30 protein-coding genes are annotated in these 25,016 nt (G+C 35.8%); 6 read left to right on the top strand and 24 right to left on the bottom strand.

What is annotated here, in order from left to right; all coding sequences use genetic code 11:
* Nucleotides 1-7 precede the first annotated feature (7 nt).
* Nucleotides 8-1,234: a bifunctional glutamate N-acetyltransferase/amino-acid acetyltransferase ArgJ gene (argJ, locus tag Y7E_RS0109070; protein ID WP_017150957.1), complete on the bottom strand. Its 1,227-nt coding sequence runs from the start codon at nt 1,232-1,234 to the stop codon at nt 8-10.
* 10 nt (nt 1,235-1,244) lie between these two features.
* Complete coding sequence (gene argC, locus Y7E_RS0109065) at nt 1,245-2,282, bottom strand: N-acetyl-gamma-glutamyl-phosphate reductase (RefSeq protein WP_017150956.1); 1,038 nt, start codon at nt 2,280-2,282, stop codon at nt 1,245-1,247.
* Nucleotides 2,283-2,507: 225 nt separating this feature from the next.
* Here argC and Y7E_RS0109060 point away from each other — a divergent pair, with 225 nt between their 5' ends.
* On the top strand, nt 2,508-2,693 hold the full coding sequence (locus Y7E_RS0109060) for a YqzH family protein (protein ID WP_017150955.1): 186 nt from the start codon (nt 2,508-2,510) through the stop codon (nt 2,691-2,693).
* A gap of 29 nt (nt 2,694-2,722) precedes the next feature.
* Here the strand turns inward: Y7E_RS0109060 and Y7E_RS0109055 are convergent, their stop codons facing one another.
* On the bottom strand, nt 2,723-3,517 hold the full coding sequence (locus tag Y7E_RS0109055; protein ID WP_017150954.1) for an SDR family oxidoreductase: 795 nt from the start codon (nt 3,515-3,517) through the stop codon (nt 2,723-2,725).
* Between the two features lie 9 nt (nt 3,518-3,526).
* On the bottom strand, nt 3,527-4,480 hold the full coding sequence (locus Y7E_RS0109050; RefSeq protein ID WP_017150953.1) for an MBL fold metallo-hydrolase: 954 nt from the start codon (nt 4,478-4,480) through the stop codon (nt 3,527-3,529).
* Between the two features lie 166 nt (nt 4,481-4,646).
* Between Y7E_RS0109050 and proI the strand changes: the two genes are divergently transcribed.
* Complete coding sequence (proI, locus tag Y7E_RS0109045; RefSeq protein ID WP_017150952.1) at nt 4,647-5,486, top strand: pyrroline-5-carboxylate reductase ProI; 840 nt, start codon at nt 4,647-4,649, stop codon at nt 5,484-5,486.
* Between the two features lie 53 nt (nt 5,487-5,539).
* Here the strand turns inward: proI and sdaAA are convergent, their stop codons facing one another.
* The 4 genes from sdaAA to rnz all read right to left on the bottom strand — a co-directional run bounded on the left by sdaAA (nt 5,540) and on the right by rnz (nt 9,035).
* Nucleotides 5,540-6,418, bottom strand: a complete 879-nt coding sequence (sdaAA, locus tag Y7E_RS0109040; protein WP_017150951.1) for an L-serine ammonia-lyase, iron-sulfur-dependent, subunit alpha — start codon at nt 6,416-6,418, stop codon at nt 5,540-5,542.
* 18 nt (nt 6,419-6,436) lie between these two features.
* On the bottom strand, nt 6,437-7,096 hold the full coding sequence (gene sdaAB, locus Y7E_RS0109035; RefSeq protein ID WP_017150950.1) for an L-serine ammonia-lyase, iron-sulfur-dependent subunit beta: 660 nt from the start codon (nt 7,094-7,096) through the stop codon (nt 6,437-6,439).
* 48 nt (nt 7,097-7,144) lie between these two features.
* Complete coding sequence (locus Y7E_RS0109030; RefSeq protein ID WP_017150949.1) at nt 7,145-7,645, bottom strand: PTS sugar transporter subunit IIC; 501 nt, start codon at nt 7,643-7,645, stop codon at nt 7,145-7,147.
* Between the two features lie 466 nt (nt 7,646-8,111).
* Nucleotides 8,112-9,035, bottom strand: a complete 924-nt coding sequence (gene rnz, locus Y7E_RS0109025) for a ribonuclease Z (protein ID WP_017150948.1) — start codon at nt 9,033-9,035, stop codon at nt 8,112-8,114.
* A gap of 188 nt (nt 9,036-9,223) precedes the next feature.
* Between rnz and Y7E_RS0109020 the strand changes: the two genes are divergently transcribed.
* On the top strand, nt 9,224-9,475 hold the full coding sequence (locus Y7E_RS0109020; protein ID WP_017150947.1) for a DUF3932 family protein: 252 nt from the start codon (nt 9,224-9,226) through the stop codon (nt 9,473-9,475).
* A 15-nt stretch (nt 9,476-9,490) separates the two neighbouring features.
* Here Y7E_RS0109020 and Y7E_RS30780 read toward each other — a convergent pair whose 3' ends face one another.
* A complete protein-coding gene (locus Y7E_RS30780) occupies nt 9,491-9,925 on the bottom strand; it encodes a hypothetical protein (RefSeq protein WP_017150946.1) in 435 nt (144 codons plus the stop codon).
* A gap of 115 nt (nt 9,926-10,040) precedes the next feature.
* On the opposite strand from Y7E_RS30780, the gene Y7E_RS0109010 reads away from it, so the two are divergent.
* Entirely contained in the window at nt 10,041-10,559 is a 519-nt protein-coding gene (locus Y7E_RS0109010) for a YhcN/YlaJ family sporulation lipoprotein (protein WP_017150945.1), read from the top strand.
* Nucleotides 10,560-10,818: 259 nt separating this feature from the next.
* On the opposite strand, the gene Y7E_RS0109005 is transcribed toward Y7E_RS0109010, so the two are convergent.
* The gene (locus Y7E_RS0109005; protein WP_017150944.1) at nt 10,819-12,057 is read right to left on the bottom strand and encodes a DNA polymerase IV; all 1,239 of its coding nucleotides are present in this window, start codon (nt 12,055-12,057) and stop codon (nt 10,819-10,821) included.
* A gap of 157 nt (nt 12,058-12,214) precedes the next feature.
* Between Y7E_RS0109005 and Y7E_RS31560 the strand changes: the two genes are divergently transcribed.
* Complete coding sequence (locus Y7E_RS31560; RefSeq protein ID WP_081584585.1) at nt 12,215-12,418, top strand: hypothetical protein; 204 nt, start codon at nt 12,215-12,217, stop codon at nt 12,416-12,418.
* Between the two features lie 55 nt (nt 12,419-12,473).
* Here Y7E_RS31560 and Y7E_RS0109000 read toward each other — a convergent pair whose 3' ends face one another.
* Both Y7E_RS0109000 and Y7E_RS0108995 read right to left on the bottom strand, forming a co-directional pair.
* Complete coding sequence (locus Y7E_RS0109000) at nt 12,474-13,592, bottom strand: tripeptidase T (protein ID WP_017150943.1); 1,119 nt, start codon at nt 13,590-13,592, stop codon at nt 12,474-12,476.
* Between the two features lie 126 nt (nt 13,593-13,718).
* Entirely contained in the window at nt 13,719-14,264 is a 546-nt protein-coding gene (locus Y7E_RS0108995) for a GNAT family N-acetyltransferase (RefSeq protein WP_026049154.1), read from the bottom strand.
* Nucleotides 14,265-14,464: 200 nt separating this feature from the next.
* On the opposite strand from Y7E_RS0108995, the gene prli42 reads away from it, so the two are divergent.
* Nucleotides 14,465-14,557, top strand: a complete 93-nt coding sequence (prli42, locus tag Y7E_RS32645; RefSeq protein WP_016116231.1) for a stressosome-associated protein Prli42 — start codon at nt 14,465-14,467, stop codon at nt 14,555-14,557.
* A 120-nt stretch (nt 14,558-14,677) separates the two neighbouring features.
* Here prli42 and Y7E_RS0108985 read toward each other — a convergent pair whose 3' ends face one another.
* From Y7E_RS0108985 to Y7E_RS0108930, 12 genes are all read right to left on the bottom strand, one after another.
* Entirely contained in the window at nt 14,678-14,917 is a 240-nt protein-coding gene (locus Y7E_RS0108985) for a DUF3894 domain-containing protein (RefSeq protein WP_017150941.1), read from the bottom strand.
* 63 nt (nt 14,918-14,980) lie between these two features.
* On the bottom strand, nt 14,981-15,541 hold the full coding sequence (locus tag Y7E_RS0108980; RefSeq protein ID WP_017150940.1) for a L,D-transpeptidase: 561 nt from the start codon (nt 15,539-15,541) through the stop codon (nt 14,981-14,983).
* A 210-nt stretch (nt 15,542-15,751) separates the two neighbouring features.
* On the bottom strand, nt 15,752-16,720 hold the full coding sequence (locus tag Y7E_RS0108975) for an aromatic acid exporter family protein (RefSeq protein ID WP_017150939.1): 969 nt from the start codon (nt 16,718-16,720) through the stop codon (nt 15,752-15,754).
* Nucleotides 16,721-16,820: 100 nt separating this feature from the next.
* A complete protein-coding gene (locus Y7E_RS0108970; RefSeq protein ID WP_017150938.1) occupies nt 16,821-17,543 on the bottom strand; it encodes an amino acid ABC transporter ATP-binding protein in 723 nt (240 codons plus the stop codon).
* The gene (locus Y7E_RS0108965) at nt 17,536-18,195 is read right to left on the bottom strand and encodes an amino acid ABC transporter permease (protein WP_017150937.1); all 660 of its coding nucleotides are present in this window, start codon (nt 18,193-18,195) and stop codon (nt 17,536-17,538) included. Before Y7E_RS0108965 ends, Y7E_RS0108970 begins: the two co-directional genes overlap by 8 nt.
* Nucleotides 18,196-18,232: 37 nt before the next feature.
* Nucleotides 18,233-19,012, bottom strand: coding sequence for a transporter substrate-binding domain-containing protein (locus Y7E_RS0108960; RefSeq protein WP_017150936.1), 780 nt, complete (start codon nt 19,010-19,012; stop codon nt 18,233-18,235).
* A 395-nt stretch (nt 19,013-19,407) separates the two neighbouring features.
* Nucleotides 19,408-19,821, bottom strand: coding sequence for a BrxA/BrxB family bacilliredoxin (locus Y7E_RS0108955; RefSeq protein WP_154652033.1), 414 nt, complete (start codon nt 19,819-19,821; stop codon nt 19,408-19,410).
* A gap of 154 nt (nt 19,822-19,975) precedes the next feature.
* On the bottom strand, nt 19,976-20,383 hold the full coding sequence (locus Y7E_RS0108950) for a YjdF family protein (RefSeq protein WP_017150934.1): 408 nt from the start codon (nt 20,381-20,383) through the stop codon (nt 19,976-19,978).
* A 120-nt stretch (nt 20,384-20,503) separates the two neighbouring features.
* The gene (locus Y7E_RS0108945; protein WP_017150933.1) at nt 20,504-20,977 is read right to left on the bottom strand and encodes an NUDIX hydrolase; all 474 of its coding nucleotides are present in this window, start codon (nt 20,975-20,977) and stop codon (nt 20,504-20,506) included.
* 354 nt (nt 20,978-21,331) lie between these two features.
* Nucleotides 21,332-22,510 (bottom strand): FtsW/RodA/SpoVE family cell cycle protein, encoded by a 1,179-nt coding sequence (locus Y7E_RS0108940; protein ID WP_017150932.1) that lies wholly within the window; start codon nt 22,508-22,510, stop codon nt 21,332-21,334.
* A 364-nt stretch (nt 22,511-22,874) separates the two neighbouring features.
* Nucleotides 22,875-23,576: a DUF421 domain-containing protein gene (locus Y7E_RS0108935; RefSeq protein ID WP_017150931.1), complete on the bottom strand. Its 702-nt coding sequence runs from the start codon at nt 23,574-23,576 to the stop codon at nt 22,875-22,877.
* A 116-nt stretch (nt 23,577-23,692) separates the two neighbouring features.
* On the bottom strand, nt 23,693-25,015 hold the full coding sequence (locus Y7E_RS0108930) for a dihydrolipoamide acetyltransferase family protein (RefSeq protein ID WP_017150930.1): 1,323 nt from the start codon (nt 25,013-25,015) through the stop codon (nt 23,693-23,695).
* Between the last annotated feature and the right edge of the window lies 1 nt (nt 25,016).

Raw genomic sequence — 25,016 nt, 5'->3', positions numbered from 1 at the left:
TCTCTCCTTACGTACGATAACAAGCATTTATTTTCACATATTCATAACTTAAGTCGCAGCCCCAAGCTCTCCCTTTCTCCCCTCCAAGGTGCAAATGAACGTCAATCACAATTTCAGATTGCTTTAATTTTTGTTTCATTTCCTTTTGAGAGAATGCTTGTGGCTCGCTGCTTTGTAAAACAGAAATAGACTGAACAGCAATATCAACAGCAGTAGGTTCAATAGCAACTCTACTTTGACCAATCGCACTAATAATGCGGCCCCAATTTGCATCTTCACCATACATTGCTGTTTTCACAAGACTTGAGCCAACAATTTGTTTTGCAACCTTATTCCCTTCTTCTACTGTTCGTGCCCCATATACATTCACTTCAACTAACTTAGTAGCACCTTCACCATCTTTAGCAATTTGCTTCGCTAAGTCCTCACATACCTTTTGCAAAGCACCCATAAATTTCTCCCACTCCACATGATTGGTATGAATAGCAGTTGTTCCTGATAACCCGCTTGCCATTACAACGACCATATCATTTGTAGATGTATCTCCATCCACTGTAATTTGGTTAAATGTATGATTCGTAACTTGTGATAATGCTAGCTGAAGTGCTTCTTGTTCTATATTTACATCTGTTGTAATAAAGCTAAGCATCGTCGCCATATTCGGATGAATCATACCAGAACCTTTTGCTGCCCCTGCAATCGTCACTTCTTTCCCTTCAATCATTAACTGATAACACGAGTGCTTTGTCATAAGATCCGTTGTTAATATCGCTTCATAAAAGGAGTCTGCTTTCTCTTTTTCTTTCGATGGTACAAGAGATGGAATTCCATCCCGAATCACCTCCATCGGCAAAGGCAGTCCAATGACACCTGTTGAAGCAACTGCCACATGATTTTCTTTTACATGGAATTGTTTCGCAGCCAACCTTCTCATTTCATACGCATCTTGTAATCCCTGTACACCCGTACAAGCATTTGCATTTCCGCTATTTACAATAATTGCTTGTAGTTTTCCTTCCATAGCTATACTTTCTTTTGTAACTTGTACTGGCGCAGCTTGAAATTGATTTGTTGTATATACAGCTCCGCAATTAGCAGGAACATCGCACACAATTACTCCCATATCCTTCTTCTCTTTTTTCACGCCAGCTTCAACACCATTTGCTGAAAAACCTTTTGGTGATACGATGGAACCGCCCTCTACTTTTAGAATACAATCTGTTTTAATCACCATTCTCCCCTCCTTATGGATAAAGTGGTATATATTGTAATCCCGTTGTTTCCTCTATCCTTGCTAATAAGTTTGCATTTTGAATTGCTTGCCCAGCTGCTCCTTTCATCATATTGTCGATAACGGCAACAACTGTAATACGTCCTGTTCGTTCATCATACGTCGCTCCAATATCACAATAATTTGAACCCCTTACTTCTTTTGGACTTGGAAACTCTCCTTTAGAACGGATCCGAACAAAAGGAGCATGACAATACGTTTCTTCATATAACTTCTGTAATATCTGTGCATGGATATCTCGTTTTGCTTTTGCATAGAGAGTAACCATAATCCCTCTCGATATTGGAATTAAATGTGTGCTAAATGTAATTGGTTTTGCCTGTTTATTCCATTCGGTAAGCATTTGTTCAATCTCTGGAACATGCTGATGCTCATTCACCTTATAAATATGGAAATTATCATATAGCTCTGGAAAATGAGTCATTGTTGTCGGTGTCTTTCCCGCTCCTGACACCCCTGATTTCGCATCGATAATAAGTGAGTCTTCCTCTATCATCCCGCCCTGCATTAACGGGGCTGCTGCTAATAGAGTTGCTGTTGCAAAGCATCCTGGATTTGCAACCAATTCTGTTTCTTGAATCGCTAGCTTTTTCCATTCACTTAATCCGTACACGGCCTTTTGAAGAATTTCTTCCTTTGCAGCGGGCTTTTTATACCATGTTTCATATGCATAAGGATTCAACATACGAAAATCACCTGATAAATCAATAACTTTTAAACCAGCCGCTAGCAAGCGTGGCGTCAGCTCAGCCGAAACCCCTGCCGGTGTCGCTAAAAATACAATACTAGCCTCCTTCGCTATCACATCTACGTCGATTTCTTGTAACGTATTGACAATAAAATTTCGTAAGTGCGGATATGCATTTGTTATCTGTTCTCCTACTTGTGAAAAAGAATGAAGAGATGCTATCGAAAAATATGGATGATGATGTAACAACCTTATTAACTCAATTCCTCCATATCCAGTTGCTCCAATAATCGCGACTTTCATATGTTCCTCCTTATTTCAATTCTTTAAATTAAGTATGATTATAATATTGTATATTTATAGAGTCAATTAAATATTTATTAATTTTAAAAGTTTTAAATTCGTAATTTTTCTAGAAAAACAATACACACGTATGAATCTTTATACGAAAATGATGTACACTAGTATTTTTTATATACTTCAAGTACAATAAAAACAACACATTTATACATGCAAGTGGGGAAAAACATGAATGAAAAATTAATCGAGAAGATGTTGATGAAAAGTTTTCGGCAATATCAATGTAAACCTGTTTCAAAAGAGGATCAGGAAGTTTTAATTCAAAGTATCCAAACAATGATTGGTTCGAAACCTGATATCGATGTATATGAAGCAATTGAGGATATTGTTTATGAATATATTACGGGAAAATAAAAAATAGGAGATTTCCAAATGGAAATCTCCTATTTTTTACTTAATGATTTACCTGCTATACGTTCAAAAACACTTGGAAATAACGCAAAAAGTTTTGGTCCAACACTCATCCATTTTGGTAAATTCACTTCACGCTTTTTCGTTTGCATCGCTTTTACAATTTGCTCTGCTACGTATGTCGGCTTTAACATGTAACGTCCCATATTTTTCACATATGTACCTGATTGATCAGCAATATCAAAAAAGTTTGTGTCAATTGGCCCTGGATTAATTGCTGTCACGTGAATATTTGTATTTGAGAGCTCCATACGTAAGCTATTCGTAAATCCTAATACTGCATGTTTACTCGCTGCATATGCACTAGATTTTGGCGTGGCAATTTTCCCTGCTAAAGAAGCAACATTAACGATTTGTCCACTATTGCTCTCTAACATATGAGGTAATACAGCTTTCGTACAAGCTACTAATCCAAATACATTGACCTGAAACATATCTTTCACTTCAGCCATGGACGCTTCTTCAAACGTTTTGAAAATACCAAAACCCGCATTATTTACCAATATATCAATCTGTCCTGCATCTTTTAACACTTTTGCAAAAACAGTATCAACCTCTGCTTCTTCACTTACATCTAATACATAATAATAACAAGGCGTATTGTAAGTCGTTTTAATCTTTTCTGCTAATACTCGTAGTTTGTCTTCTGTCCGTGCTATCAATACAGGAATCGCGCCCTCTGCTGCAACTTGCATCGCAACTTGTTCTCCAATTCCACTAGAAGCTCCTGTAATGACGATTACTTTTTCTTGTAAACGTCCTGTCATCGCTGTCACCTACTTTGCATAATAAATCAATTGTGGCGACGATTCATCAATCATCACTTGTTGATTATATGCTAAAAAGTCTAATTGTCCAACTGTTTCTGAAATCGTAAGTGGCAATTGCTCTTTATATAATACAGGAAATAATTTCACACATACTTCAAAGGCTGTCATCGGTTTTTCTTTTAATAATTCTAATACTTTAAACGCACGTGTTTCTTGCTTTTGCAACCTTCCTTCTATCAGCTCGTTCACATTCACAATATCTTCTCCATGACCTGATAAAATGCGTGAAATCTTCATGTTACTTAAACGTTTTAATGTTTGATTATATTGTAGTAAAGGGCGTGCTCGCTCAGTCTGCCCTTCATATGGCGGTTCTAATATCGGATTCGAAGAAATATGACTAATTAAAGCATCTCCACCAATTAACAACCCATCTCTCTCCCTGTATAACGAAATATGAGTCGAAGCATGCCCTGGTGTTTCAATAACTGTAAATTCAGGTAAAAATTCAATACTGTCTCCCTCTCGTACAGTATGTGTTAACGATCTATTACAGGAATATTTAAGTGTTTTCGTCGTAAGTAATGCTTCATTTTTCAAAAATGCTTCCGGAACTCCGAACTGTAATGCGGCTTCTTGAAAAAATTGTTGATAACGTTTCAAAAATTGAGAATCCTGCGTAATCCATGGTTCATTCCAAGGATGGCCCACAATATTTGTCTTCTCAGAAAATGTGTTTAAAAGCCCACAATGATCAGCATGATGATGTGTAATCACTACTGTTTCAATGTCTTCTATCTTGTATCCTAAAGTCCTTAATTGTTTTTCTAATGCCGACTTTGCCTCTTTTGTATTTGTCCCTGTATCAATTAATGTTAATGATTCTCCCTCTACTAAAAACACATTAACTGTCTCAACTGCAAATGGAACAGGAATCTCCATTCGATGAATTGCTACCATGTTTATGCCCCCCGTCTCTCTCCGGTTCAAAAATGAATCCCTCTTCAGTTTACAACTTCTATAAAAATTTGTCATTATTTTCAGATAAAAAGAAGGTGTTTTCTATAATAAAACGAATGTATGTAAATTTATAAGTTTTTCTTACAAAAAATAAAGGAGGCGCATCATGTCTATTCAAAACATTTCCTTTCTAGGTGCTGGATCTATAGCTGAAGCAATCATCGCCGGTTTATTAGATGCGAATGTCGTAAAGGGTGAACAAATTACAGTAAGTAACCGCTCCAATGAAACAAGATTACAGGAATTACATACAAAATACGGTGTCAAGGGAACACATAACAAAGAGAAGCTACTTACTCATGCGGATATTATTTTTCTTGCAATGAAGCCAAAAGACGTCGTAGAAGCACTTCAACCTATAAAAAAACATATAACGAATAATCAACTCGTTATTTCATTATTAGCTGGTGTTTCTACAAGTTCTATTACAAGCTTGCTTCAAAAAAATGTTCCGATTATCCGTGCAATGCCAAATACTTCAGCAGCTATTTTAAAATCTGCTACAGCTATATCTCCATCCTTGCATGCAACAGAGCAGCATATTCATATTGCTAAATCTTTATTTGAAACAATCGGCCTTGTTTCAGTGGTGGAAGAAGAGCATATGCATGCTGTTACTGCATTATCAGGAAGTGGTCCTGCCTACGTGTATTACGTAGTTGAAGCAATGGAAGAAGCTGCAAAACAAATCGGCTTAGAAGAGTCTGTAGCTAAATCACTTATTTTACAAACAATGATCGGTGCAGCTGAAATGCTTAAGGCTAATACAAAGCACCCTTCTATCTTACGAAAAGAAATTACCTCTCCTGGTGGAACGACAGAAGCTGGTATCGAAATTTTACAAAGTTTTAATTTTCAACAAGCACTCGTCGCATGTATTACACAAGCTACAAAACGATCTCATGAACTCGGAAAAACATTAGAACAATTAACAAAAGAAAAATAATAAAAGGAGCTCAGAAAATAAATCTGAGCTCCTTTTATCACAACTATATTATCTTATTTGCTACTCTTTCCAAAAATCTCTTCTTGGAGACGACGGCCTGTTGGTGTTGCTGCTAGTCCACCTTCTGCTGTCTCACGAAGTGCAACTGGCATTGTTTGCCCGATTCTAAACATCGCTTCAATAACTTCATCGCATGGAATTGTACTCGTTACACCAGCTAGTGATAAATCTGCTGCAATCATTGCATTTGAAGCGCCCGCTGCATTACGTTTTACACAAGGGACTTCTACAAGTCCAGCAACCGGATCACATACTAATCCTAGCATATTTTTTAAAGCAATCGCCATCGCTGTTGCTGCTTGTTCTTGTGTTCCACCAGCCATTTCAACAGCTGCCGCAGCTGCCATTCCACTTGCTGAACCAACCTCAGCTTGACAACCTCCAGCTGCACCTGAAATACAAGCATTATTAGCAACAACCATCCCAAATGCTCCCGCTGTAAATAGAAATTCAATCATTTCTTCCCGTGTTGGCTGTAATTTTTCTTTGAGCGCAAACAGTACGCCTGGTACAGTTCCAGCCGATCCAGCTGTTGGTGTTGCACAAATAATCCCCATGGCTGCATTTACTTCATTTGTTGCAACCGCTTTGCTCACTGCATCCAAAATTGTATGTCCAGATAAGCCTTTTCCGCTCTTCATATACTCTTGTACTTTCACCGCATCACCACCAGTTAAACCAGTTGGTGATTTCACACCTTTAATACCACGCTCTACGGCTTGTTCCATCACGACTAAGTTTTTCTCCATACCTGCGAGTACTTCTTCACGAGAGATACTTCTTGTCTCCATTTCACATTGAATCATAATTTCTGCAATTTTTACATTCTGTTCTTTAGCTTGTGCCACTAGTTCCGCTGCGTTCCGAAACATGGTGCGTCCCCCCTGCAATTAGTCCATAATAGTTACTTGACAAATGTTTGATTGTCCTTGTATTTCTTCAATCACTTCATCTGCCAATAATTCGTCCGTTTCAATAACCATAAGCGCTCTTCTTCCTTTTTCCTTACGTGAAACGCTCATTGTACTAATGTTAATTTCATGTTTCGCAAGTATAGAAGCTACAGATGCGATTGCTCCAAAGCGATCATTATTCACGATAAGGAGTGCCGGACTTGTTCCTGATAGTTGTAAATCAAATCCATTTAATTCCACCACTTCAATCTTACCGCCACCAATTGAACAAGCAACCACTTCAATCTCCTCTTCTCCTTTATACAAACGAATTCTCGCTGTATTTGGATGTGGCGCATTCGCTTCCTCTTCAATAAAGTCTACTTCAATCCCACGCTCTTTTGCAATTTCTAGCGCACTTGGGATACGTGTATCATCTGTTTCAAATCCTAGTATTCCACCAATCAATGCTACATCCGTACCATGACCACGATATGTTTTTGCAAACGAGCCATATAACGAGATCGTAACTCTTTCTGGTTCATGACGGAAAAGTTGACGAGCAACTTGCCCCATTCTTGCTGCACCTGCTGTATGTGAACTAGACGGTCCAATCATAACTGGACCGATAATATCAAATACTGAGCGATATTTCATCATGATTCCCCCTAAATCTTTTATGAAAAATTACTTACTACTATTCTGTTAAGCTGCCGATTCTGTCGCCTTTCCTCCCGTACCACGAATTTGCTCTGCTGTACGAATTGGATAGTTTTTGAATAGAAGTGAGCCAATATATCCTGAAATAATACCAGACACCAAAATACATAAGAAACATAGCGTTACTTTCATCGGCTCATTAAAGCCATACATCACCATAAGTCCGACAATTGGCGTTGCTGTTCCTGTTGCATTATTAATAAGATCGAACATTGAAATAATAATACCTGCTGTCGCAACAACTGTAATAACTCCACCAGTTTGCTTCAATGTTGCAGTGACAACTGGATCCATTCCTTGTGCAATCAACCTTGTTAATGGTGCCGCGATTACAATACACGCAATTAAATCTAATCCTTCTGGTACACGTTTTTCAATTTGCTTTACTAAAAACGATATAAGATAACCAGCAATAAATCCTGGTAGCAATCCAAATTTTAACACAGAAGCCCCTACAAGCATAGCATAAACCGGTGATACCCCCATTGCTTTCATCCCATTTGGTGCTTTGAAACTAAAGAGTGAAAAAAGACTTAGTACAAATAATAACAGTATCGTTCCCTTAATAATCTACATGATGCCCTCTCCCATTTAGTCAATTTCGTTTCGTTACGAAAAATGGCTAAAACACATGTTGTAACTTACGATGAATTGTAATGTGCCCTCATTATAGCCTGTTTTTTATGAAACGCTTACTTTTATTGAATTTTAAAATTTCTGAATTTAAAACCATTTATCTCTCTTGTACTAATAATATATAAATTTACTTATATAACAGTTTTTTAAAACAACCAATACTTTGTATTTCTTTCCTACATATTCAAAATCTTTAAAGTTTCTGTATCATCTCATATAGCTATCAAATAATAACAGCTCCATCTATTTATATAGAGAAAATTTCTTATTACAAATAAAACAATGGCAAGATTACGTTGCCATTGTTTGTAAAATGTTACCGTTCTACTGGAAAATGTTTTAAGTCCATTGCGATTTCTGTGTTTGTAAACAGCGATTGTGCTTCTTTTAATAAATCCTTATAAGTGTCTCCTTGATAGCGAGAACTAATATGGGTTAAAATTAATCGTTTCACATTGGCTTGCAATGCAATACGAGCTGCCTGTTCTGTTGTAGAATGAAAATAATCATGTGCTTGTCCTTCATCTTCTGCTGCAAATGTCGCTTCGTGCACAAGTACATCTGCATCTTGTGCTAGCTGGCGACTGGCTTCGCAATAACGTGTGTCTCCTAAAATCGTAATAATTCTTCCTTTTTGAGGTGGGCCGATAAAGTCGTTCCCGTGTAAAACTCTTCCATCATCTAACTCAACTGTCTCACCATCTTTTAAACGTTTAAAGACTGGACCTGGCTTTACACCTTCTTCTAACAGCTTCTCAACAAGAAGGTGTCCTTGTATATCTTTCTCAACAATTCGATATCCAAAACATTCAATCCCATGTGATAATCGCTTCGTTTCTACAGAAAATTGAGTGTCTTCAAAAACAATGCCTTCCTCTGTAATTTCAACAATTTCAAGTGGATATTTAACATGCGTTGTACTCACTGATAATGCTACTTCAATGAATTGCTTAATCCCTTGCGGGCCGTATACTGTTAATGGAGTTGTTCCTCCTTGAAAGGAACGACTTCCTAATAAACCAGGTAAACCAAAAATATGATCACCATGTAAATGTGTAATAAAAATTTTTTCAATGCGACGCGGGCGCACAGATGTATGTAAAATTTGATGTTGCGTTGCTTCACCACAGTCAAATAGCCACGTTTCACCTCGTTCTTCTAACAACTGCAAAGCAATTGCCGAGACATTCCTTCCTTTTGAAGGGACGCCTGCACCAGTTCCTAAAAATACAAATTCCACTTTCTTTCCTCCAGCTCTTTATATAATCTATCTTTCATCTTACGGAATGTTATTTCAAATGGCAAATGAATTTCCACGAACTACTCATCTAGACGACTATATTACACGAATATTAACAATAAAAAAATAGCCATCGTTCGTGTTTTGTAGTAAAATAATTGTATTATAAATAAAGGGAGCGTTTAACTATGAAAGAAGTATTTCGTTTACAAACTGATTTTTTATCTTCATTTGATCGCTGGGTAAGTTCTTTCGTTTCTGATCACCCAGCGCAACTAGAGTGGACGACTTTAAAAGAGTTAATCCATGAATACACAACTTTGCATACGAATCAAACGTTACCGGAATATATCTCTTCCTCTATCACATATTATGCACAACGTATTTCAACAACAAACAATTCAGATATTGTGATTTACGAATATCCTTCTATCTCATAATCTATAAAAATCTCGTTACTTTAACATATATTCTTTCGTTATATCATAGAACGATATCACATTATCCTCTCGCCCATTTACAAACCGTTTATATACTTTATCAATAGGGAACACTTTCCACTCTCCTACTTGCAAATGTAAAACTTCTTCACCATTAAAAACTTTTCCTTGAATCCACTCTGCCTCTTGTGCTATATGCCTTTTTAGAACTTCACCTAAATAACTTCCCCAAATTAAAGCCATCGTATAAATTTGATTTTCTGTCGGTATCTCTTCTTCATTTCCGCTTACTTCCTTATCACGCAAATCATTCGTATAATAATCTAATATTTCTTCTAACTCTTTAATGTTTTCCTCGGAATAATTAAAAGTTTTGTCAAAAGCTTTCGCATATTCAATAGCCTTATTACAAAGATTTTGTATTCTATGAACGAGATTATTTTGATTCATGCTCTGCTTCCTCCCAAGCTAATTTGATAAAAATTATATCATCTCATTTTCACTACGCATAATAAACATCTAAATGGTCATTTTAAGAACGTAACATCATGAAGGAGGTATATCATTGAAAAAAATAAAAGTATTTTCAATCTTGTCTATGGCAATTATTTCGCTATTTGGATGTGCGGGGAATCAAAATGATAAAGCACTGAACAATCGAGATAACAACAATGTACGAAATGTTAGATACGAAGGTAACAACGCTGATGTAAGAAGAGTTAGAAATGATACGAATGGTCTCAATAATAATCAAACACGATTAGAAGTAGCCGATAAGGCAGCTGACCGAATTATTGAACTAGAAGAAGTTGAACGTGCGAATGTTATTGTGACAAATAGAAACGCCTATGTTGCCGTTGTTTTACGTAACGGAGATAACCTAACAAATCAATTAGAAAATAAAATCGCAGATCAAGTAAGAGCAACAGATGCAGATATTCGAAACGTCTTTGTATCCGCCAACCCCGATTTTGTAAACCGAATGAGAGATTATACAGAAAAAGTGAATAAGGGCGAACCAGTAGAAGGATTATTTGAAGAATTTAACGAGGCAGTTCGGAGAGTTTTTCCTAACGCTCGATAAAAAATCCTGACTTCATTCCAAAAGGGTTTGAAGTGAAGAAGCACTTATTTAAATTATCAAAAAAACTAACAAAAGTATTGAGCGAAAGTGTTAATTCCAAGGAAAAGGTATCTATTCAAGCAACTCAACCACCTTAATCGAAAAAGTAGTAAGTCGAATGCTTTTATGGGGTTACCTCTGCTGGATGGAAAACTTCACTAGACTTAGAAGCGAGCTAAACATAAAAAGTGTCATGGATACTGAATTACCATGACACTTTTTACATAAATTTATTCTGCAACTTTTGCTGAAATGATTTCTCCTGCTTTCGAAACAGCTGACTTCCTTTTTGTAAAATAGGAGTACCATATTTATCATTAATCTGGTCAATGACAGCTAATAGTGGCTCTTCTTTCGCATCTTCTTCAAATGAAAATAAATCTAGTTGTTTAATTGATTCTGTCTTCCATTCTAGTTCCGTAGCTGTAACACCAAGCAACCGAATCGGATCGCCATCCCAATGATGCTTCCATAAACGTGAAGCAGCTTGAAAGATATCACGTTCTTCCCAAATTGCATTTTTCAATTGTTTACTCCGCGTTATTGTACGCCGATCATGATATTTAATCATAACTTGAATATTATAGGTGACAAGGGTCCGCTTTTGTAGCCTTTTACTAACTGATTTCGATAAGCGCTCTAACATATCGAGCAATTCCTTCTCTTCATCCATATCTTTTGAAAATGTTGCCGAATTTCCAATACTTTTGTGTTGTCCCATTTGATTTGGATCGACTTCTCTATCGTCCATACCTTTTGCCCGTTTTTGTAAATCTACGCCATGCTTCCCTATTTTAGCACGAATTACATGCTCTTCTCCATTTGCTAACTGCCCAATTGTATGTATATGAATTTCTTTTAATTTTTCTGCTGTTTTCTGACCAATTCCATGCATCGCTTCAACAGGACGTGGCCAAAGTAATTCCTGAATATCTCGTTTCCGAAACACGGTAATACCGAGTGGCTTTTTCATATCTGACGCAGTCTTCGCGAGAAAAAGATTAGGAGCTATTCCAATGCTGCATGGCAGCTGTAATTCTGTTAATAATGCTTGCTGAATCATCTTAGCAATCTCAAGAGGCGAACCTAATTCATAACAATCTGTTATATCCAAATAACCTTCATCTATAGAAACCGGCTGTATCTTTTCAGTAAAGCGTGACAGAATTTGAAACATCTCGAATGATGCCTCGCGATATAATTTAAAATTCGGATGCTTCACAATTAATTCTGGGCATAACCGTTTTGCTTCCCAAAGTGGCATTGTTGTTCGTACTCCGTGTTCCCTTGCTTCATAACTGCATGTTACAATGATTCCTTTTCGCTCTTTTTCATTTCCTGCAACTGCTAATGGCTTTCCTTTTAAGGACGGATCATGTGCAATTTCAACTGATGCAAAAAAACAATTCATATCAACATGCAAGATAACACGCCCATTTTTTGGATACATTTCTCTCAAACTTCTCACCTCCAAAAGAACATTTGTTCTTCGTTTCATTATATCAAATTCAATAAAAACAGTGGAGCTTTTCAATTACAAAAACCATGTTCTTTCCTATCATATTTTTGATATACTTATATTAACGATGGATAATTTTGTAAAAGGATTGGTGATTATGAAAAACCATAGTAAACTCAATTACACATTCCTCGTTATTATATTAATCATTGCTATTAATTATTTGTTATTTCCAATTTTTAATATTAATATTACCTTTGCACTTCTCCCTCACATAGTGCGCGTCGCAACAACATATATACTCCCATGGATTTTTTTATATTGGCTCATTCGCCTCGTGAAAGCAATTGAATCTAAATAAAAAAGAACGTGTAAACCCATTATAGTTTACACGTTCTTTTTTATTTAACTTACAATTATTTCGCTACTTCTTCAATAATTGCCACAACTAGTTCAGCTGTTTTGGCTAATTCTTCAACAGGAATCTTCTCATTTGTTGTATGAATTTCTTCATAACCGACTGCTAAGTTTACTGTTGGAATACCATGTCCAGCAATTACGTTTGCGTCACTTCCGCCACCACTTTGGTGAAGAGAAGGCGTACGACCAATTTTCTCAGCAGCACGTTTTGCAACTTCTACAACATGATCACCATCAGCAAATTTAAATCCCGGGTACATAACTTTTACTTCAACATCTGCTTGACCGCCCATTTCTTTTGCAGTTGTTTCAAATGCTTCTTTCATTTTTGCAACTTGTTCTTGCATTTTTTCATTTACTAAAGAACGAGCCTCCGCAAAGATTTGTACATGGTCACAAACGATATTTGTTTGTGTACCACCTTCGAAACGACCGATATTTGCAGTTGTTTCAGAATCAATACGACCAAGTGGCATTTTTGCAATTGCTTTTGCTGCGATTGTAATTGCAGATATACCTTTTTCAGGTGCTACACCAGCGTGAGCTGTTTTTCCGCGAATAATCGCATTTACTTTTGCTTGCGTTGGTGCTGCAACTACAATTTCGCCCACTTTTCCATCGCTATCTAATGCATAACCATATTTTGCTGTAATACGTTCACGGTCTAATGCTTTCGCACCAACAAGACCTGATTCTTCACCAACTGTAATAATAAATTCAATTTTCCCATGAGGGATATTTTTTTCTTTTAAAACGCGGATTGCTTCAAACATAGATGCTAATCCAGCTTTATCGTCTGATCCTAAAATTGTAGTACCATCTGATACGATATAACCATCTTTAATAGAAGGTTTAATTCCTTTACCAGGAACTACTGTATCCATATGAGAAGTGAAATAAATTGTCTCTACTCCTTCTTTCGTTGCTGGTAAAGTACAAATTAAGTTACCTGCTCCATGTCCAGTTACACCCATTGTGTCATCTTCAAATACTTCAACACCTAAAGCAGTAAATTTCTCTGTTAACACTTTACAAATTTCTGCTTCATATTTTGTTTCAGAATCTACTTGAACAAGTTCCATAAATTCATTTACTAAACGTTCTTGATTAATCATGAAAATGCGCCTCCTGCATTGCATTATGTATGTAACATTGTTAATTATAACAGAATTTCGCAAAAGTTTCGAAAGACAAGATAAAAAACAGATGGTTCACACATCTAGATAACCATCTGCTTTCTTCTACTCATTTAAAAGGACCCAGCGCATATGATCTTCCCAAATCCCATTCACCATTAACATTTTCCGGGACACCCCTTCATATTGAAATCCAATCTTCGTTACAACTTGAATAGATGCTAAATTACGAGGCATAATGGGAGCTTCAATGCGGTGTAAGTGAAATTCTTGAAAAGCGACATCAATTGCTTTTCTAAGCGCTTCTGTCGTATATCCTTTATTCAATTCATCTTTATCTAATTTGTAACCTAAAACGCAAGATTGATAAATACCCCTCACGATTAAATTGAAAGAAATACACCCAATAATATTCTTATTATCGCCTTTCTTAAAAATCCATAATCGAATAATTTTTCCTTCCTTAAACTCTTTTCTATCTTTTTGCAATCGTTTCTTTTGATAGTCCAGTGTAAAAAAATCATCTGGTCGATATTCTTCCCACGCCTTTAAAAACTCACGATTTTTGTCGTAATATTGAAGAACTTGCTCTGCATACGACTCGTCAATTTCTCTTAATTGCAAACGCTCTGTTTCATATATTTTCATCATCGTATCTCCATTCTTCAGCTTGCAAAACTTTAAAAAAAGGCACCGAAAAAACTTGTGTCCATCCTTTTATATTCTCTATGTATTTTGAATTTTCCTGTTATATTTTATATACACTTCTCGAATTTTGTCCTTACCTTCCCCTTGTCCATACTTTCGTTTCTCGTTACAATAAAGTTGTAATGATTGCAAGGAGGCACAGTATGAATAAAAAAGCACAAAAAGTTATGATATACGTTATGCTAATTTCAATGCTTGTAACAACATTGCTTGCTGGAGCAAGTATGTTTTGGTAAAAAGGACGACGTGCTCGTCTTTTTTTATTTCCTACGTATATATAAACAGGCTGTTTATTCTCCTGAATAGAAAATAAACAGCCTACTCAATCACATTCATTTTAATAAATGATATGTATTTTATTTTATTATTAGTACAATCGCTACGATACTAAATGAAAAAGCCATCACAAGGGCCATAACAAAGCTAGTATAATGTTTCTGCTGAAACGCTCCTATAACAAAGGTTACATTCAGAAGTGCCATAAATACAATTGATATGAGAAAAGAACATATATTAAAAGTTGCCAATATGAAGGTAACAACGAATAGAAAACCAATACAAAATTGCATATAAGAAAACCTTGCATTCAAATACATACAAGCAACTCCTTTTCCTATTATCTTTGTATATTCTCATTAACGCATGGTTATGTACACATGTCAAGACAACTTAGAAGAAAAGAAAAAGCCAACTTGTAGGTTGACCTTTTCATAAGCAATAGCCCCTTTTTCTTTTGCAAGTTGCTGGAACGTTTTTTTGGATTTCACAATCGACACCTTTGTTCCAATCGGAATGCGATCAAATAAATATTCCACATCTTGTTTTTTCATCCGAATACACCCTTGTGAAATATATTTTCCAATTGAGCTTGGCTGATTTGTGCCGTGAATACCATATTTGCTTCCATCCGTACCTCGCGCGTTAAACCCAATCCATCTAGATCCAAGGGGATTTTTTGGTGATCCACCAGGGATATTCTTCGCAATATAATAAGGATTTTTTGCTTTCATTACAACATCAAATGTCCCCTCTGGCGTTAATGCGTTTGTTTTTCCTGTCGCTACAGGAAAGACTTTTTGGATTTTACCATCATTAATGTAAGCAAGCTTGTTCGTCTGCTTATTTACAATAATAAATGGATCTCCAGCGCGCGGGTTATCTCCAAGAGGCCAAATCGGTGAAAGAGAAAAACATAATAGCAAGGATAGAAAATACGACATAATCCATTCCTTTCCTCTCTATATATAAATCCATTTTGATTTTTCGACATATTAGCTACGGCTATGAAAACAAAAACAATTATCCACTTATTTCCTCTTTTTGTTTTCACACTGCATGGGACTAAAACAGGGACTGACCGATTCTATGCATGGCCGGATGCTCTCGCCCACCTAAAAAGAATGGTTTAATGTTGTTTTTAAAATTTGGATTTATATAAGTTCTTTCACATTATCCTTCCCTTTAAAACGACTTTTAATGAGTAAATATTGCTCCATTTCATAAACAAGTTGAACAAGCTTCGCACGCATTTCAAATTCTTCACGTGTTTCAGGAAGGGGCATTTCTCTAAAAATTTCTCGCATTTCTTGTAATTGTCTAAGTGAAATGAGACCGGTACTTTCAGGCCGAATCGAATTCCCCACGTTTTCAATCACTTCCGCAATCATACCTGCCTGCTCATACGACCACGATAGTGAAGCGGCGAGGGGCATAATCCGCTCTAAAATTTCAAATTGTTGCATGCGCATATCAAAATATCGATAATAATAATCATCTTCTCGCATAAATTGATTTTCAAGTTTTTTGAAAGATAACTCTTTTGCTTGCTTCAAAATGTCCTCTGTTTCAATTAATTCTTTTCCAGACCATGTACTATCCCGATTTCGTAAATATACAACCATCTCAAATAAAATCGTTTTAAAATTCCATTCTACTTTTTCCTGATATCCTTTTAATTTCTTTTCCGCACTTGGCATATACATATTTACCAATAAAGCTACGCTAATTCCAATTGTTAAAATCGCAATTTCATTCCCAATCGCTGACCACGTAACATGTTTTAATGAATATAAATGCATAACAATAACGGAACTTGTTACAATTCCTTCTTGAATTTTAAACATAACAGCTGTCGGGATAAAAGTAAGAAGTAACAAACTAATCGCAAGGGGTGTATAACCGATTGTTTCAAAAATACAAAACGAGAATACCATTGATAATACACAAGCTAAAAATCGGTGCAAAGAAACTTGAAGTGATTTTCGTTTCGTATTTTGCACACATAAAATAACTAAGATCCCTGCAGAACTATAAAATTCTAACCCAAAAAGCTGCGCAATAAAAACCGCTGCCCCTGTTCCAACTGCTGTTTTCACTGTACGATATCCAATTCTAAACATATCATTGCTCCTATATGTATAAACGTATTTACAGTAAGTATAAAAAAAGGATGACATGCTGTCATCCTTTTCACCTTATTATTCACGTAACTTTTACAGGTTACAATATTTTTTGTAAAAATTCTTGTGCCCGTTCGCTCGTTGGAGCTGTAAAAAACTGCTCTGGGTTCGTGTCTTCAACTAATTTTCCACCATCTAAGAAAAGTACACGATCAGCTACTTCTTTCGCAAATCCCATCTCATGTGTCACAATCGCCATTGTCATTCCAGTAGTCGCTAAAGATTTCATAACTTCTAATACTTCTTTTACCATCTCTGGATCAAGTGCAGAAGTTGGCTCATCAAATAACATAACTTCCGGCTCCATTGCTAAAGCTCTAGCAATTGCTACACGCTGCTTTTGTCCTCCTGAAAGACGATTTGGATATGCATCCTTTTTATCTAGCAGTCCTACTTTTTCAAGTAGTTCTTTCGCTTTTTTCTCTGCTTCTTGTTTTGCTACCCCTTTTACATTTACTGGCGCATACATAATATTTTCTAATACTGTCATATGAGGGAATAAGTGAAAATGTTGAAACACCATCCCAACATTTTCACGAACGTTCATAATATTTGTTTTCGGATTGGTCACTTCATCATTCCCAATCCAAATATGACCACTTGTAGGTGTTTCTAGCACGTTCATACAACGTAAAAATGTTGATTTTCCGGACCCAGACGGGCCAACAATCGCAACAACCTCACCCTTTTCGATTGTTGTCGTAATTCCTTTTAATACTTCATTTTGTCCAAATGATTTATGAAGGTTTTCAATTTTAATCACTTTTCTTCATTCTCCCTTCAATTGCTTTCCCGACAAATGTAAGAATAATTACTAAAATATAGTAAACAAGTCCAACAAATAGTAGTGGTTCAAGATATTTAAACGTTTCACCGCCTACAATATAGGCGCGACGCATTAAATCAGTCGCACCAATTACTGTCACTACTGCCGATTCTTTCGTAAGTGTTGCAAATTCATTTACAAGCGCTGGTAATATATTTTTTAATGCTTGTGGTAAAATAATATTTCTCATCATTTTTCCATATGGAACACCTAATGCCATCGCAGCTTCTGTCTGTCCTTTATCAACTGCTTGAATCCCTGCACGAATTACCTCTGACATATATGCACCCGAATTTAAACTAAATGCAAGTACCGCTGCTAAAAAGGCTGGTATATCATATCCAATCATTTGCGGAACACCGAAATAAATAATCATTAATTGTAAGACGAGCGGTGTACCACGAAATATCGATGTATATAAATCAGCAGCGATATTTAAAACTCTTAATCTAGCAATTTTGCAAAGCGCTAATAACGTTCCTAATATAAAACCAACTAAAGCAGATACTGCTACAATTTTCAGTGTAACTTCTAGGCCCTTTAATATATATGGTATCGACGGAGTAATTGCCGAAAAATCTAGGTTCATCTTTTGTCATTCCTCTCACAGAAAATAGAAAGGCAGCTTATTTCTCGCTGCCAAACCATTTCTTCACTAATTTGTCCATCTCGCCATTCTCTTGCATTTTTTTAATTACTTTATTAAATTCCTCTGTTTTATCACTATTTTTCGGAAGAGCAATCGCTGCTCCTACTTCTTCTGGAGCTTCCTTGATTTCAACTTCTTGTAAATCTTTCATTTTATCTAAATAATTTTTAGCAACTGTATCTTCTAATATAGCAGCATCAAAACGTCCAGCCTGAATTTCTTGAACGATTTCTGGTATACGGTCACGACCCTCCGCTTGGAAGTCTACTTGTTTTTTGAAATCCTCTGCTTTTTCTTCTTGAATAGAACCTGTTTGTACCCCTACTTTTTTATCTTTTAAATCTTGTAATGATTTAATACCAGAATCCTTTTTCGAAACGATCATATTTTTAGCAACAAAATAAATATCTGTAAAATCCGCATTCTTCTTACGGTCTGGAGTTGGTGTCATACCTGCCATAACAAAATCAACTTTTCCTGAGCTAAGTGATGCTAATAATCCTCCAAAATCCATATCTTTTATTTTCACTTCATAACCAAGTTCTTTACCAATATACTTTGCAATATCTACATCGAAACCGATAATTTCATCACTCTTTGAAGCTTCCACATATTCATAAGGTTTATAGTCTGCTGAAGTACCCATAACAAGTACTTTCTTATTAGTATTTGCTTCTTTTGTTTCTCCCTTACTACAAGCACTAAACATGCTTACGATTAAAATTAGTGCAAATGAAATCGATAATAACTTCTTCATGTTTCTTCCCCCTAATAATGTATATTTAAAAGTTTTATGGAATTTTTATTCGATGTTTGTATTGTATCAGCGTTTTTATTTTTATGCAATAATTAAAATAAAAATAAATTAGATTTTCTTATAAATCCATATTCAATAAATTTAAAATGTATAAAATACTGCATAATACATGTTTTTTATGTATATTCTCTTTCATGATATGCAACTAGGAATAAAGAAATTCAAATTCTATTAATCATTAAAGTGAGATTTTTCTACATATCCTTTCAATAATGTGAAGCTTCTAACAAAAGGGAGATTCATCTACTACCTCTCTTCCTCGTTTCACTCTAAATTAGCAGGATACAAAAAAACGGTACAAACACTTAAGTGTTTGTACCGTTTTTTACATTCTATTAAACCTCTTCACAATTCTCTTCGAAATACGATTGTAATTTTGCGATAACTTGCATTGGATCGTGTCCTTCAATTTCATGGCGTTCAACCATCGTTACAATCTTTCCATCTTTTAACAATGCGAAAGACGGAGAAGATGGTGGATATCCTTCAAAATATTCACGTGCACGTGCTGTTGCCTCTTTGTCCTGCCCTGCAAATACTGTTACAAGGTGATCTGGACGTTTATCATAATGTATGGAATGCGCTGCAGCAGGGCGAGCAATACCACCTGCACAACCACATACTGAGTTTACCATTACAAGTGTTGTACCTTTTTGCTTAAATACCTCATCAACCGCTTCTGGTGTTGTTAACTCGGTATAACCGGCAGCTACAATTTCTTCACGCGCTTGACGGACCACATCATTCATAAAAAAGTTAAAGTTAATCAAGGGTTTCCCTCCTCTAGATCTATCTATTTGTATCTTACCAGTTACTGTTTCAGAAATACAAGTAAACTTACTTGTATTCTTCTCATGTGTATGTATAAAACGTCTTAGAACAAGTGTCCCAAGACGTTTTTTCTTAATGTCCGCGGTGCTTTTGTTTTGCTTTTTGCACTTTGAGAAGGCGTTTTTTCTGCTTTTCTGCTTCACGTTGTTCTTTTGATTGCGCTCGTTTTTCTTGCTTATGCAATTCATAAGATAAACTAATTGCCTCTTGAGCCTTCGTAAAGCGCTTTGTATGCATTTCTTTTGCAGCTTCCCTTATGATACGCTTTATACTTTTCGGACGATTTTTCTCTTTCGCTTTAACACCACATCGGGCAAAATGATTAAAATACGTTAGCATTGTATCATTTACAAATAAAAGTACTTCTTCGTCTGATGGCTCAGCGCCAAAAGTATACCTCGCTGCATACAAAGTCCCTTTATGTGTATTCTCAATCATTCCTACAAAAAACTGACCATCATGATATACTGTCAATTCCATCGACAGCCCCTCCTTAGAAAAAAATTAGAAATACTGGACATCCCGGAGGGGAAGGTTACTGACATACTAGTATGCGTCTGGACTACCAACCAGAACTGTGTTTTTGTATTTCTATAGCTATTATATAGTATTTCTACTTTCTTTTTCTATCTTCACATAGGCTTCAATCATTTTTTTATGTGATCCCACAATATAATCAGGAAGCTCTGTTACCGGAAAAAACTTAAGTTCGACTGCTTCTTCCTTATTTATAGACAAAGCACCTTCATACTCGTTTGTATAATATGCTGTCGTCACCGCTTGAAATTCATCACCATTTGCTAATTTCATAAAATAGTTAGCACCTGAAAATACATTTATAAGTCGCAAATTCTTCACATAAATTCCTGCCTCTTCATATACTTCACGGCAAGCTGTTTCTTCTGGTGATTCTCCAAGTTCCATTAAACCGCCAAGTAATCCCCATTTTCCGTACGGTTCTGTTCGTTGTTGTAATAAAACATGTCCATCTTCATTCAATACGAGAACAACAGCACCAACTAAAATTAAAGGGCGATGACCAACTACTTTTCGTAACTCTTCTACATATCCCATCGAAACAAACCCTTCTTTTTTTATTTCGTTGTCCACACTATTGTATCATATGCAAGAAATGGTAAAATGCTTTTATTATTTACTTTTTTTAAATATATTCATTTTGGAATTTTTATATAAATCCGTTTTGATTTTTCAACATATAAGTCGCTGCTATGAAAAACAAAAGGTGATCTGCTCTCGTTTTCTATTTTTGGTTTCATTCGGTATGAAGCAGGAAAAGGATCTGATCGTTTCTATGCGTGGCCGGATGCTCTCTCACCTAAAAAGAAAGATTTTATATCGTTTTTTCAGTTTGATATGTAAAAAGCTGATTCGCATAAGAACGAATCAGCTTTTATTAATAAATAAGATTTAACTAACTGAAAACATGTACTTTTTATACGTTTTCCGTACCGACAACACGAGCCCCATCATCATCATATTTGAGAACAAAGAACTTCCTCCATATGATAAAAACGGAAGCGCGATTCCTTTTACAGGCATTAATCCAACAATCATCCCAACATTTTGGAAGATTTGTAGTGTTAAAACACCAATTACTCCCACACATAATAATGTCCCAAATAGATTATCTGCCGAATAACCAATTATAATTGTTCGATATAAAAGGAGAAGGAACATAACTACAACAAAAGCTGCAATTAAAAATCCACCTTCTTCAGCAATTGTAGCAAAAATGAAATCCGTATGTTTTTCCGGGATATAGACGTTTCCATATCCAAACCCTTTTCCGTCCATTCCCCCACTACCTACTGCTAAGATAGATTGTTGGGTTTGGTACCCTTGATCTGCATGTTCAAATGGATCTAACCACCCTAAAATACGTGATTGTTGGTGTGGCTTTAACAGAGTAACTAACTTGTTAAAAAATATGTCTGGATATTTTACATATATAAATATTAGCGTAGATAATACAGTCACGGGAATGACCGTACATATTGCGATTAATTTCTTTTGAATACCTGACATAAACAAAATACATGCGATTCCTGCAGCATATAGGAAAACCATCCCTGTATCAGGTTGACTATATACAAGTAACGCCGGTGGAATCGATACTAAAATAATTTTACCTATTAATTTTAAATCCGTTTGAAATGTTCGCACCATATATTTTTCATTATGCTTCACTGCTAAACTCGCAACTAAAATAAGCAATGCAATTTTAAAAAACTCCGATGGCTGGATTGCTCCAAGAACTGGGACTTTAAACCATCTTTTTGCCCCTAATATTTCAGGTGTTAAAGCTTTAAATGGTGAAATCTTAAGTATGATAATGGAAGCAAACCCAACAATATAGAATGGCCATGCTAATTTTTGCAGTTGATCTAAATCAATACTTGCAACAAGTAGTAATAACACAATACCTATTACATAGTTAACCCCTTGTTTCATTGCAAAGTTTGAATTTCCATATTGTCCTGTTTGTTGACTACTATATATGGCTGCTATACTCGTAATACATAATACACACAAAATTAAAATTAATTTTACATCTAAACTTTTTAGAAACTTGGTACTTCTCTTCATGACATCCTCCTGAAACATTGTTAAGGCAAAATAAAAAACCAGGAGTCAACATTCTTCATGTTTTGACGACTGATTGCACATTAATCTATAAAATACTTATATAGAATAACTTTCTTTTTCAAACAATACAATATATTATACTACAGTTTCATCAGTAAGATTTGCCAAAAAAGTATTCTTTTCTTATTGTATATCTATATACAATATATCAGCAATGTATTTTCGTAAATTCATAACACATTGTCATTCATTGTAAGATTCATTTTTTATATTTTTGAGCCCCCTACTCACTTCACTTAAAAGAGAAATTCCTAAAACGGCCAAAATTACTCCTAAAAAATAAGAAACGTGCAGTATACGTTTCTTATTTCTCAAGAATAAAGCACAGTTTTTCATTTTGATCCAATGTTACAAGTACGGCTTTTGTATATTTATCTTGTTCATGTAATTTTTCTTGCAACCATTTCTCTGTTCTTCCAAACAAAGCAAGTGTTTCTTTATTTATTTTTCCCTCTTTCATCACAACAACTGGCATGGAAAAAGGATGCGCCTCAATCATAGCCTCTTTTTTTGTTACAGGTTCATTCTCTTGTTTTAAAAAAGAAGAAATATTCCCTCCAGGCTCCCATAGCGCAACTGCCACTTTCGTTATATCCTCAATCTTTTGCATACGAAGTTCTGAAAGCAAATAGTCGATGGAAATACGAGCTTTCTTTAAATTTTTCAATACAATATTCCCATTTTGAATCAAAATAAGTGGATCTGGTTCTAAAAAACGCCTCCACCCTTCACATTTCAAGCTTAAAAGGGCAGTTAAACTATATAATATAATAAGAACAACTGTTGTAATCATCGAACCAATCATTCCTAATTTCTCATCTGATAACGGATGCGCTAAAATGTTCCCTAATATTAAAGCAGTAATAAAATCAACAAAACGGAGTTGAGAAATAGAACGCTGTCCCATAAATTTTGCTACAACTAGTAAAAAGAAATATGCAATAACGCTACGTAAACTCCATTCTAAAATCGAAAGATGTTCCCGCTCAAAAAAGAAGTCCCACATCTCTATCCGCCTTTCCTATTATATTATTTTTAGTGTGTGCTGCTCTTTCTTCTATATACAAAAAAGCTAATCCTACAACGGATTAGCTTTTTAAAAGTTTCATTTTATTATTCTTATTAATATACAGACGTATTATTCTCAGATACATTTTCAAGAATCTCTTTTACACGTCCTAAGAATTTACCACAGATTAAGCCATCAAGTACACGGTGATCAAGGGATAAACATAGGTTAACCATGTCGCGTGCACCAAACATGCCATTATCCATAATAACTGGACGTTTTACAATCGATTCTACTTGTAAAATAGCTGCTTGTGGATGGTTGATAATACCCATAGATTGAACAGAACCAAATGACCCTGTGTTATTAATTGTGAATGTACCACCTTGCATTTCGTCCGCTTTTAATGATTTTGTACGTACTTTTCCTGCAAGTTCTGTAATTTCACGAGCGATACCCTTAATTGTTTTCTCATCTGCTTGTTTAATAACTGGTACAAATAGTTCATTTTCTGTTGCAACAGCAATAGAAAGGTTGATATCTTTCTTCTGAACGATTTTATCGCCAGCCCACATTGAGTTAATTTGTGGGTATTCTTTCAACGCTTGTGCAACTGCTTTAACGAAGAATGCAAAGAATGTTAAATTGAAGCCTTCACGTTTTTTGAATTCACCTTTGATTGAATTACGGTATGATACAAGGTTTGTTACATCTACTTCAATCATCATCCATGCGTGTGGTGCTTCATGTTTACTACGCAGCATGTTCGCAGCGATTGCTTTACGCACACCTGTTACCGGAATTTCGATATCTCCAGGTACTGTCGGTACAGAAACTGGTTTTGCCGCTTCTGCTTTTTGGGCTACTGGTGCTGGCGTAGCAGATTTTGGCGCTTCCTGTGACGCCTGTACAGATACAGGCGCTTCTTTTTTCTTCGCACCAACTACCGGAATATTCCCAGATTCCACTAATTTCAGAATATCTTTACGTGTAATACGGCCGTTTGCTCCCGTACCTTCCACTACATCTAAATCGATATTATGTTCACCTGCAAGTTTTAATACAGCTGGTGAGAAACGTGGTTTGCCATCAGTTGGTTGCTTCACTTTTGGTGCTTTTTCAGATGAAGCTACTTCTGCTTTTGGTTCCTCTTTCGCTTTCTCTTCTACAGCTGTCGCAGCTACTTCATCTGCGCCTTCTACCTGGATCACACAAACGACTTCTCCTACAGCAAGTGTATCACCTTCAGCAGCGACTAACTCCTTCACAATTCCTGTGAAAGAAGATGGTACTTCTGCGTTTACTTTATCTGTCATTACTTCTGCAAGTGGATCATATTTATTTACGTGATCGCCAACATTTACGAGCCATTTACTAATTGTACCTTCTGTTACACTTTCCCCAAGCTGAGGCATTGTGATATTTTCTACAGCCATG

The organism is Bacillus bingmayongensis, from assembly GCF_000299035.1.
Taxonomy (GTDB): domain Bacteria; phylum Bacillota; class Bacilli; order Bacillales; family Bacillaceae_G; genus Bacillus_A; species Bacillus_A bingmayongensis.
Note: the sequence above shows the minus strand (reverse complement) of the source record. Positions and strands in the feature narration are given on the sequence as shown.

What these genes read in the sequence shown, in the direction of transcription:
- Y7E_RS0108985 (WP_017150941.1), bottom strand. Translation starts at nt 14,917, where the DNA reads ATGTATTTGAATGCAAGGTTTTCTTATATGCAATTTTGTATTGGTTTT.
- proI (WP_017150952.1), top strand. Translation starts at nt 4,647, where the DNA reads ATGTCTATTCAAAACATTTCCTTTCTAGGTGCTGGATCTATAGCTGAA.
- Y7E_RS0109000 (WP_017150943.1), bottom strand. Translation starts at nt 13,592, where the DNA reads ATGATTAATCAAGAACGTTTAGTAAATGAATTTATGGAACTTGTTCAA.
- prli42 (WP_016116231.1), top strand. Translation starts at nt 14,465, where the DNA reads ATGAATAAAAAAGCACAAAAAGTTATGATATACGTTATGCTAATTTCA.
- Y7E_RS0108945 (WP_017150933.1), bottom strand. Translation starts at nt 20,977, where the DNA reads ATGGGATATGTAGAAGAGTTACGAAAAGTAGTTGGTCATCGCCCTTTA.
- Y7E_RS0108935 (WP_017150931.1), bottom strand. Translation starts at nt 23,576, where the DNA reads ATGTGGGACTTCTTTTTTGAGCGGGAACATCTTTCGATTTTAGAATGG.
- Y7E_RS0108940 (WP_017150932.1), bottom strand. Translation starts at nt 22,510, where the DNA reads ATGAAGAGAAGTACCAAGTTTCTAAAAAGTTTAGATGTAAAATTAATT.
- Y7E_RS0109030 (WP_017150949.1), bottom strand. Translation starts at nt 7,645, where the DNA reads ATGGGGGTATCACCGGTTTATGCTATGCTTGTAGGGGCTTCTGTGTTA.
- Y7E_RS0109050 (WP_017150953.1), bottom strand. Translation starts at nt 4,480, where the DNA reads ATGGTAGCAATTCATCGAATGGAGATTCCTGTTCCATTTGCAGTTGAG.
- Y7E_RS0109055 (WP_017150954.1), bottom strand. Translation starts at nt 3,517, where the DNA reads ATGACAGGACGTTTACAAGAAAAAGTAATCGTCATTACAGGAGCTTCT.
- Y7E_RS30780 (WP_017150946.1), bottom strand. Translation starts at nt 9,925, where the DNA reads ATGAATCAAAATAATCTCGTTCATAGAATACAAAATCTTTGTAATAAG.
- sdaAA (WP_017150951.1), bottom strand. Translation starts at nt 6,418, where the DNA reads ATGTTTCGGAACGCAGCGGAACTAGTGGCACAAGCTAAAGAACAGAAT.
- Y7E_RS0109060 (WP_017150955.1), top strand. Translation starts at nt 2,508, where the DNA reads ATGAATGAAAAATTAATCGAGAAGATGTTGATGAAAAGTTTTCGGCAA.
- argC (WP_017150956.1), bottom strand. Translation starts at nt 2,282, where the DNA reads ATGAAAGTCGCGATTATTGGAGCAACTGGATATGGAGGAATTGAGTTA.
- Y7E_RS0108950 (WP_017150934.1), bottom strand. Translation starts at nt 20,383, where the DNA reads ATGGAATTGACAGTATATCATGATGGTCAGTTTTTTGTAGGAATGATT.
- argJ (WP_017150957.1), bottom strand. Translation starts at nt 1,234, where the DNA reads ATGGTGATTAAAACAGATTGTATTCTAAAAGTAGAGGGCGGTTCCATC.
- Y7E_RS0108995 (WP_026049154.1), bottom strand. Translation starts at nt 14,264, where the DNA reads ATGATGAAAATATATGAAACAGAGCGTTTGCAATTAAGAGAAATTGAC.
- Y7E_RS0108980 (WP_017150940.1), bottom strand. Translation starts at nt 15,541, where the DNA reads ATGTCGTATTTTCTATCCTTGCTATTATGTTTTTCTCTTTCACCGATT.
- Y7E_RS0108975 (WP_017150939.1), bottom strand. Translation starts at nt 16,720, where the DNA reads ATGTTTAGAATTGGATATCGTACAGTGAAAACAGCAGTTGGAACAGGG.
- Y7E_RS0108965 (WP_017150937.1), bottom strand. Translation starts at nt 18,195, where the DNA reads ATGAACCTAGATTTTTCGGCAATTACTCCGTCGATACCATATATATTA.
- Y7E_RS0109020 (WP_017150947.1), top strand. Translation starts at nt 9,224, where the DNA reads ATGAAAGAAGTATTTCGTTTACAAACTGATTTTTTATCTTCATTTGAT.
- Y7E_RS31560 (WP_081584585.1), top strand. Translation starts at nt 12,215, where the DNA reads ATGAAAAACCATAGTAAACTCAATTACACATTCCTCGTTATTATATTA.
- sdaAB (WP_017150950.1), bottom strand. Translation starts at nt 7,096, where the DNA reads ATGAAATATCGCTCAGTATTTGATATTATCGGTCCAGTTATGATTGGA.
- Y7E_RS0108930 (WP_017150930.1), bottom strand. Translation starts at nt 25,015, where the DNA reads ATGGCTGTAGAAAATATCACAATGCCTCAGCTTGGGGAAAGTGTAACA.
- Y7E_RS0108960 (WP_017150936.1), bottom strand. Translation starts at nt 19,012, where the DNA reads ATGAAGAAGTTATTATCGATTTCATTTGCACTAATTTTAATCGTAAGC.
- Y7E_RS0108955 (WP_154652033.1), bottom strand. Translation starts at nt 19,821, where the DNA reads ATGAATGATGTGGTCCGTCAAGCGCGTGAAGAAATTGTAGCTGCCGGT.